This window comes from Aliarcobacter sp. (assembly GCF_041672065.1).
GTDB classification, from domain to species: Bacteria; Campylobacterota; Campylobacteria; order Campylobacterales; family Arcobacteraceae; genus Aliarcobacter; species Aliarcobacter skirrowii.
In genome coordinates, this window is sequence record NZ_JBAZAH010000006.1 from 44,537 (window position 1) to 53,356 (window position 8,820).

General features: G+C 28.7%; 9 protein-coding genes. 5 read left to right on the top strand and 4 right to left on the bottom strand.

All coding sequences use genetic code 11. From position 1 onward, the window contains the following. Positions 1–60 precede the first annotated feature (60 nt). From WC168_RS01935 to WC168_RS01950, 4 genes are read left to right on the top strand one after another with little or no spacing between them, the layout of a single operon-like run. The gene (locus tag WC168_RS01935; protein ID WP_372617236.1) at positions 61–2,334 is read left to right on the top strand and encodes a methyl-accepting chemotaxis protein; all 2,274 of its coding nucleotides are present in this window, start codon (positions 61–63) and stop codon (positions 2,332–2,334) included. 17 nt (positions 2,335–2,351) lie between these two features. Further along, positions 2,352–3,512 (top strand): MalY/PatB family protein, encoded by a 1,161-nt coding sequence (locus WC168_RS01940; RefSeq protein ID WP_372617238.1) that lies wholly within the window; start codon positions 2,352–2,354, stop codon positions 3,510–3,512. A 44-nt stretch (positions 3,513–3,556) separates the two neighbouring features. Further along, positions 3,557–3,805: a type II toxin-antitoxin system HicA family toxin gene (locus tag WC168_RS01945; protein ID WP_066161635.1), complete on the top strand. Its 249-nt coding sequence runs from the start codon at positions 3,557–3,559 to the stop codon at positions 3,803–3,805. After that, the gene (locus WC168_RS01950) at positions 3,805–4,149 is read left to right on the top strand and encodes a type II toxin-antitoxin system HicB family antitoxin (RefSeq protein ID WP_066351012.1); all 345 of its coding nucleotides are present in this window, start codon (positions 3,805–3,807) and stop codon (positions 4,147–4,149) included. The genes WC168_RS01945 and WC168_RS01950 overlap by 1 nt, the downstream gene beginning before the upstream one ends. Here WC168_RS01950 and rhuM read toward each other — a convergent pair. Genes rhuM through WC168_RS01965 form a run of 3 tightly spaced genes read right to left on the bottom strand, consistent with a single transcriptional unit; the run spans position 4,141 to position 6,136 of the window. Continuing rightward, a complete protein-coding gene (gene rhuM / locus WC168_RS01955) occupies positions 4,141–4,797 on the bottom strand; it encodes a RhuM family protein (RefSeq protein ID WP_372617241.1) in 657 nt (218 codons plus the stop codon). The two genes, WC168_RS01950 and rhuM, sit on opposite strands and share 9 nt — an antisense overlap. Further along, positions 4,790–5,548 carry a competence/damage-inducible protein A gene (locus WC168_RS01960; protein WP_372617243.1) on the bottom strand — a complete coding sequence of 253 codons (759 nt, stop codon included), beginning with the start codon at positions 5,546–5,548 and terminating at the stop codon, positions 4,790–4,792. The genes rhuM and WC168_RS01960 overlap by 8 nt, the downstream gene beginning before the upstream one ends. 18 nt (positions 5,549–5,566) lie before the next feature. Continuing rightward, positions 5,567–6,136: an adenylate kinase gene (locus tag WC168_RS01965; protein WP_372617245.1), complete on the bottom strand. Its 570-nt coding sequence runs from the start codon at positions 6,134–6,136 to the stop codon at positions 5,567–5,569. A gap of 212 nt (positions 6,137–6,348) precedes the next feature. Between WC168_RS01965 and WC168_RS01970 the strand changes: the two genes are divergently transcribed. Then, the gene (locus WC168_RS01970) at positions 6,349–6,990 is read left to right on the top strand and encodes an adenylate kinase (protein WP_115588469.1); all 642 of its coding nucleotides are present in this window, start codon (positions 6,349–6,351) and stop codon (positions 6,988–6,990) included. Positions 6,991–7,033: 43 nt separating this feature from the next. Here WC168_RS01970 and WC168_RS01975 read toward each other — a convergent pair whose 3' ends face one another. Continuing rightward, a complete protein-coding gene (locus tag WC168_RS01975; protein WP_372617247.1) occupies positions 7,034–8,788 on the bottom strand; it encodes a YgiQ family radical SAM protein in 1,755 nt (584 codons plus the stop codon). Positions 8,789–8,820: the final 32 nt, after the last annotated feature.

Consider the following 8,820-nt stretch of genomic DNA (forward strand, 5'->3'; position numbering starts at 1 on the left):
TTAAATTCTGCCTATAATTACGGTCAAATAATTTTAACCAAAATAAGCGGAGAGATTAAAATGAATTTTATAAAAAATTCAGTTATTGCAAAAGTAGTATCTGTATCAATAATATCAATATCTATTTCAATGGCTATATTAACTTTTTTAGTTGTTAATAATAGTTTTGAGATGATGAAAACAAATACTGAAAAAACTGTTCAAAAAGAGTTGTCTTTATTAATAGAAAATATAAATACCTTCAATAAAGTTGCAAAAAGTGGTGCAAATCTATCTGGTGATATATTTTTAAGTATGTTAAATGATATTAAAATAGATAATTCAAAAAACATAGAGATTGAAAATTTAAAAACTCCTGCTTTATATATAAATGGAGATTTAGTAAATTTAAATTTTGATTTGGTTGATAAATTTACACAAATTACTAATGGCTCTGTTGCTACAATATTTGTTAGAAAAGATAATGATTTTATTAGAGTATCTACTAGCTTAAAAAAAGAGAATGGAAATAGAGCTATTGGAACTAAACTAGATAGCAATCATCCTGGATATAAAAGTGTTTTAGAGGGAAAATCTTATTTAGGAAAAGCCTTGTTATTTGGCAAAGAGTATATGACTAAATATATTCCTATAATAGAAGATAATGAAGTTATTGCAATAGCTTTTATAGGTTCTGATATTAGCTCTGATTTAAATGATTTAATGCAAACTATTAAAAATAGAGTTATAGGAGAAAGTGGTTACTACTACATTTTAAACTCAAATATAAATGATAAAAAATATGGAGAGTTTATCTCTCATCCAACATTAAGCAAAAAATCTGGTTTAGATATTTCAGATAAAAATGGAGTTTATATTGTAAAAGAGATTTTAAATAAGAGAAATGGCAACCTTACATATATTTGGAATGATGAAGAGAAATTTACAGTATTTGAAAACTTTGATGAATGGAATTGGCTTTTAGTTGGTGGAGTTAATTCAAATGAAATTTTTAAAGATGCAAATAAACTGATGTATTTAATCATCACACTATCTATTATAACTTTAGTTGTAATATCTATCTCTATTTTTATAACTTTAACAATATCTTTAAAATCTCTTAAAAGAATCAAAGATGGGTTATTGTCATTTTTTAGATATTTAAATAAAGAGAGTAATAGTATTGAAAAAATTGCTATTGATTCAGAAGATGAGTTTGGAATTATGGCTAAACAGATTAATGAAAATATTGAGAAAGCAAAAAAAGCAACAGATGAGGATAGAAAATTAATCGATGAAACAGTTGCTGTTTTATCAGAGTTTGAACATGGAGATTTATGTCAAAGAATTAATATTGAAGTTTCAAATCCTGCATTAATGGAATTGAAAAATGTATTAAACAGAATGGCAAATAATCTTGAATCAAATATTGAAAATGTATTAAATGTATTAGAACAATACTCTAACTATAACTATCTAAATAAAATATCAACAAAAAATTTAAAAGAACATCTTTTAAAACTTGCAAATGGCGTGAATACTTTGGGTGATTCAATTACTCAAATGTTAATTGAAAACAAATCAATTGGATTAAAACTTGATGAGAGTTCAAATATATTACTTAAAAATGTAGATAAATTAAATATAAGTTCAAATGAAGCAGCCGCATCTCTTGAACAAACATCAGCATCTTTAGAACAAATTACATCAAATATTAGAAGCAATTCACAAAATGTATCAAAAATGACTCAACTATCACAAAAACTTCTTAACTCTTCTATTGAGGGTGAGAAACTTGCAAACCAAACAACTGCTTCTATGGAAGATATTAGTAGTCAAGTATCTGAGATAAATGAAGCAATAAGTGTGATTGATAATATCGCATTTCAAACAAATATTTTAAGCCTAAACGCAGCTGTTGAAGCAGCAACAGCTGGTGAAGCTGGAAAAGGATTTGCAGTTGTTGCTGGTGAGGTTAGAAACTTAGCAAACAGAAGTGCAGAGGCTGCAAAAGAGATAAAAAATATTGTTGAAAATGCAACATTAAAGGCAAATCAAGGTAAAGAGATTGCAAACTCTATGATTGAAGGGTATAAAGAGTTAAATGAAAATATAAAAAACTCTTCAAAACTTATTTATGATATTGAAAACTCTTCAAAAGAGCAACTTTTGGGTATTGAACAGATTAATGATGCTGTAAATAGTTTGGATGAACAGACTCAACAAAATGCACAAATAGCATCTTTAACTCATGATGTTGCAGTTGAAACTGATGAGATTGCAAAAATGGTAGTAAAAAAAACAGATGAAAAAAAATTTGTAGGAAAAGATAGTATAGATTTTAAAAAGTTATAATTTTTTAAAGGAAATATATGAAATACAATTTTGATAAAGTGATAAATAGAAAAAATACAGACTGCTATAAATGGGATACTACAAAAGATGGAGTGATTCCTATGTGGGTTGCTGATATGGATTTTGAGGTTGCAAGGCCTATTGTGGATTCTATTATAAAAAGAGCAATGCATCCAGTTTTTGGCTATACAATGGTTCCAAATGAGTATTTTGAAGCTGAGATTAGTTGGTGGAAAAAAAGATTTAACTATGAGATAAAAAAAGAGCATATTATTCCAACAGCTGGTGTAATTCCATCTTTAAGTGCAATAATTCAAACTTTTTGTCAAAAAGATGACAAAATCTTAATTCAATCGCCTGTGTATCACTACTTTAATATAGTTATACAAAACAATGATTGCAAGGTTATAACAAACAATTTGATATATAAAGATGCAAAATATGAGATAGATTTTGTTGATTTTGAAGAGAAACTAAAAAATGATAGACCAAAACTATTTATATTATCAAATCCTCACAATCCTGTTGGAAAAGTTTTTTCAAAAGATGAGTTGCAAAAAATGGGCGAATTGTGTTTAAAATATGGTGTTTTGGTAATAAGTGATGAGATTCATAGGGATTTGGTCTTCAAAGATTATATCTTCACACCTTTTGCATCCATAAATAAAGAGTTTGAGCAAAACTCTATTACTTGTACAAGTGCTAGTAAGACATTTAATATTGCTTCTTTAAAAGCCTCAAATATAGTTGTGGCAAATAAAAAACTAAGAACTATTTTGGATAAGACTCTGAGCAAAAATGAGATGAAAGGAGTTAATGTTTTTGGGATTTACTCTTTGATTAGTGCTTATGAAGAGTGTGAAGATTGGCTTTTTGAACTACTTATTTATCTTGAAAAAAATAAAAACTTTTTGGAAGATTTTATAACAAAAAATATCCCAAACCTAAAAGTAGTCAAAGCCGAAGCTACATATCTACTATGGATTGATATAAGTAATCTTGGCTTAAACTCAAAAGAGTTTACAAAAAAACTAGAAGAGCTAGGAAATGTAAGAGTAATCTCAGGAGTAACTTTTGGAGAAAATGGTGATAATTTTATAAGAGTAAATATAGCAACACCTCTTGAGATTTTAAAAGAGGCTTTAGAGGGTATAAAAAGAGTTGTTGAAAATTTATAATATTTTTTTATTTATTTGCAACTAAATTATGGTATCATTTTGCTATGAGTAAAAAAGATAAGCTTTTATTAAAATTTTTAGAAAATCCACCAAAAAAAGATTTAACTTTTAAAGAGTTAAATACATTATTAACTTATTTAGGGTTTATAAAAATTGAAGGTGCTGGTTCTGCTGTTAAATTTTACAATAAAGATAAAGATTTATTAATAAATCTACATAAACCGCATCCAAGTGATATTTTAAAAGTTTATCTTATAAAACAGATACAAAACAAACTTAAGGAGTTTTTATAATGGCAAATATTATTGAATACAATGGTTATATAGGAACAATTGAGTATTCACAAGAAGATAAATGTTTTTTTGGGAAAATAGATATGATAAATGATTTAGTAACATTTGAAGCACAAAATGCAACTGAATTGGAAGAAAATTTTAAAAATGCAGTTGATGAATATATATTGACTTGTAAAGAGCTAAATAGAGAACCACAAAAAGCATTTAAAGGTGTTTTTAATGTACGAACAGGAAGTGAACTTCACAAACTTGCAGTTTTAAATGCTACAAAAATAGGTGTTTCTCTAAATACCTATATTAAGAATTTGATAGAAAAAGATAGTAAATTGTCTTTAAATTAGGGCATAGGCCATCTTCTCTTTTTGGCTATTTGCTCTATTAAAAATCAGTTCAGCTGCTGTTTGCCCATGAATAGCAAAATGAATTTTATTTTGCACTTTTGCAAAAAAGTTTTTAGTTGTTTCATCATCTTTATTATAATCAACACTTGTAGAGTAAATATCTGTTAGCTTTTGATAAAACACTCTTTCACTAACTCTTATCTCTCTTATCTCTTCAAGTAATCTATCAAAATAGTTTTGACCTAAAAATGAGCCATTTTCTAGCCTTTTTTTATCAAGAACAAATCCTTTTATAGCAAACTCTTTTAATACACTTGTAGCCCATTGTCTAAACTGTGTAGCTTTTTTTGAATTTACTCTATATCCAACAGAAATAATAAGGTCAAGGTTATAATAATTTGTTGGCTTTTTAGCAAATTCGGAATTTCCGAATTTCTTAATAGTATCAATTTCTGAAAGTTCTTTTTCTTTATAAATATTTTTTATATGTTCATTTATTGTTGATACTGATTTTTCAAAAAGCTGTGCTATCATATTTTGAGTAAGCCAAACCGTTTCATCAAATACTTTTACCTCAATACTATCTTCTTTATTTTGTGAAGTAAAAATTAAAAATTCAGCTGTACTATTTCGTATTTGTTTATCCATTTATATCTTCCAAAACATACTCTTTTTTATTTTCAAGGCAAAAATCCAAAAAGAGTTTAAAAGCAAAATTTACCTCATCTTGATTATATCCAGCAACAGATATTACAACTCTTCTTTCATTTCCAATAATATTTGGCAAAGATGAAAACTCAAGGTGTGTTGGAATTTTTTTCATAATTTCTATTAAGTCATTTTCACTACTTACAATTGTCAATGATTTTCTATATTTTTTGATATTTGATTTTGTGTAGTGTCTATCCAAAGCCTCCAAAACCATACTTTGACTCATAGATGGAAATCCTGGTGTGAAAAAGAATCTATCTTCTAAATAAAACCCAGCTACATCATTTACAACATTTTTTAGAAGTTTTGCATTTATTGGAAGATACGCCATATTTACTCTGTGAGGATAAGCCTCCTCTTTAAATCTATTTTCGATTCTCTTCTTTGCTTCTTCATGAAACTCCATTTGTGAGTTCGTAAAAGCATCTGCAGCTATTTGCCTTGTAAAATCATCTGGAGTTGCTCCAATTCCACCAAAACAAAACATCACACTATTCTCATCAGATTTTATAAGATTAAATATTTTTAGCATCAGCTCTTTATCATCTTCAATCACAAAAGATGCTTTATGTTCCCAACCTCTTTTAAGAAATTCTTCATTTAAAAATGCAAAATGAGCATCTTTTCTTCTGCCATTTAAAAGTTCAGTTCCAATAATTACGCTATAAAAATTTACTTTTCTATTCACTGTTTAAAATCTTTTTGACTATATTTTTGACAAAATGAAACTTTCCATCTCATCTACAATCTCTCCTATAGTTCGCTCTCCATCTATTTTTTTCAAAATATTTTTTGATTCATAAAAATCTTGAATAGCTTTTAAAGGCTCTATATATACGCTCATTCTGTTGTTAAATACTTCAACCTTATCATCATCTCCCCTATTTCTTCCAAGCACTCTATCTTTTGCAACTTCTTCGCTTACAACTACCTCTATACAAGAAACTAGCTCTAACTCTTTTTCATTTTTCAAATACTCATCCAAAGCACTCATCTGCTCTAAACTTCTAGGATATCCATCTATTATTATTGTAGGTGTTGGAGCATTTTTTATAGCATTTACTATAGTTTGTATAGCTATTTTAATAGGTACTATATTTCCAGCATTTACATATTTTGCTATCTCTTTTCCTATATCACTATTTTTTGCCATCTCAGCTCTTAGCATATCGCCTGTGCTATAGTGAGTTATATTTTCATGTTTTTTTGCTATAAGTTCGGCATCTGTTGTTTTTCCACTTCCAGGTGCTCCAATAATTAAAAATAGTTTTTTCATTCATTTCCTTTTTCTGTTATTACTACTTTTTAACGGAATTTATAAAAAATTCCTAAAAGTAGCAAAATTCTAAAGGGCTTCAAGAATGAAGCCTTGAGTTTTAAGCAATCATTGTATCAAAAATCGATTAAATTCCTAATCTACTATCTATAACTTATCTACTATTAAATCCTTTTTTACTACAATAAGCGAAAAAATTTTAAGGATAAAATATGAATTTAATGCTATTTGGAGCACCAGGAGCTGGAAAAGGAACTCAAGCTAAATTTTTAATTGAGAAGTACAATATCCCACAAATCTCAACAGGAGATATCTTAAGAGCAGCAATTGCAGACAAAACAGATATGGGAATGGAAGCAAAAAAATTTATGGATGCTGGGCAATTAGTTCCAGATTCAACTATTATTGGAATTATCAAAGATAGACTAGCTGTTGCTGACTGTAAAAATGGATTTATTCTTGATGGTTTTCCAAGAACTTTGGCTCAAGCTGAGGCTTTAAGTGAACTTATGGAAAATATGAAAATTAAACTTGATAAAGTAATCTCTTTAAATGTTCCTGATAGCTTAATTGTAGGAAGAATTACAGGAAGAAGAGTTTGTTCTGGTTGTGGAGCATCTTTTCATGTTGAGTTTAATCCTTCAAAAAAAGATGGTGTTTGTGACTATTGTGGTGGAGAATTAACTATTAGAAAAGATGATAATGCAGAAACTGTAAAAAGCAGACTTGAAGCATACCACTCTCAAACGGCACCACTAATTGATTTTTACAAAAAAATGGGTCTGTTTATGGAACTTGATGGTACAAAAGATGTATCAGAAGTTACAAAAGATATGATAAACGCTTTAGCTTAAATATTTTAAAGTAACCATTTTTTGGTTGCTTTATATTAAATTTTCAACCTTGCATCCCTAAATTATTACCTTTTTTATTTTTAGCAAACTCTTTTTTTGCAACTACTATCTCTTTTTGTCTCTCTTTTCTTAATGTATCTTTTTCAACAAATATCTTCTTTTTTGTAAAAGGGTCCAACTCTGTATAGTACATAACAGCTGAGTAAGTTCCAGGTGTTGGTGTGAAAACTTGTGCTTGTTCTGGATTAATCTTTAATTCATGAGTTGTAAATTGTTTAAGCTCATGCATATGGCTCTCTTTGCATCCTGGATGTGCTGCAATTAGATAATATGTTAAAAACTGTTTTTTACCACTTGTTTTATTTAAATCATCAAACATCTTTTTAAACTCAATAAGTGATTGTTTACCAGGTTTTCCCATATGATGAAGCACTTCATCACTTGTATGCTCAGGTGCAATTTTCATTTGACCTGATATATGATGATCAATTATCTCTTTTAAATACTCTTTTCCATGATTTTTATCAGCAGCTATAAAATCGTATCTAATACCTGAAGCAATAAATGCTTTTTTAACCTTTGGAATAGCTCTTATATCTTTTAGAAGTTTTATGTTTCTGCTATGATCTACTTTCATTGTACGACAAAGTCTATGAGCATCCACACATCTTTTATTATCTATACAAGTTCCAAGATTCATCTTCTTTTTGCACTCATAACCATACATATTGGCTGTTGGTCCTCCAACATCTGAGATTATTCCTTTAAAATCTTTTAGTGTTGTAAAATGTTTTGCTTCACTTAAAATATTTTCTTCACTTCTTGTTCTTATGGTTCTGCCTTGATGAGCTGCAATCGCACAATAGTTGCACTCTCCCCAACATCCATGATGAGTCATAATTGAGAATTTTATAGTTTCCAATGCCTTTACTTTTCCATCTTTTGCATGATATGGATGTAAATCTCTTTGATATGGATAAGAGGCAATTTTATCCATCTCACTCTCTTCTAAATACCTACTTGGTGGATTTTGTATTAGAAATCTGCCATCTACTTCTTGGCAAAGACCTTTTGAATACATTGGGTCGTTGTTATCATAAAAAGCTCTAAATAGATCAATATATTTCTCTTTGTTATCCAAACACTCTTTGTGTGATGGAATTTGTAAATACTCTTTTACAGGCTCTTTTGAGATATAACATAATCCTGCAATAGTTCTTACATCTTTACCCTCTTTTAAATAAAGACCTAAATCTATTATTGCTTGTTCACCCATTCCATAAATCATATAATCAGCCTTAGAATCAAATAAAATTGGTTTTCTAAGAGTGTTTGACCAATAATCATAGTGCGTAAGTCGTCTTAAACTTGCTTCTATTCCTCCCAAAACAATAGGAACTGTATTTTTAAAATATCTTCTTATAAGATTTGTATAAACTAAAGTAGCCCTATCTGGTCGTTTGTTGTTTTTCCCACCTGGAGTATAGTCATCATCATTTCTAAACTTTTTTGTAGCAGTGTAGTTTGAAACCATAGAATCAATACTTCCACCACTAACTCCCCAAAACAGTTTTGGCTCCCCTAGTCGTTTTATATCAACATCACTGTTAATATCTGGTTGCCCAATAATTCCAACTCTTAAACCAATATCTTCTAAGATTCTTCCAACAACTGCAATTCCCATAAAAGGAGAATCAATATATGCATCTCCTGTTATTAAAACAACATCAAGTTCATCCCAGCCTCGCTGTTTCATCTCATCTTTTGTTGTTGGCAAAAATCTATTTTGTTTATTCATAATTCTTCTTTTATATTTTAAGTTTTAAAGTA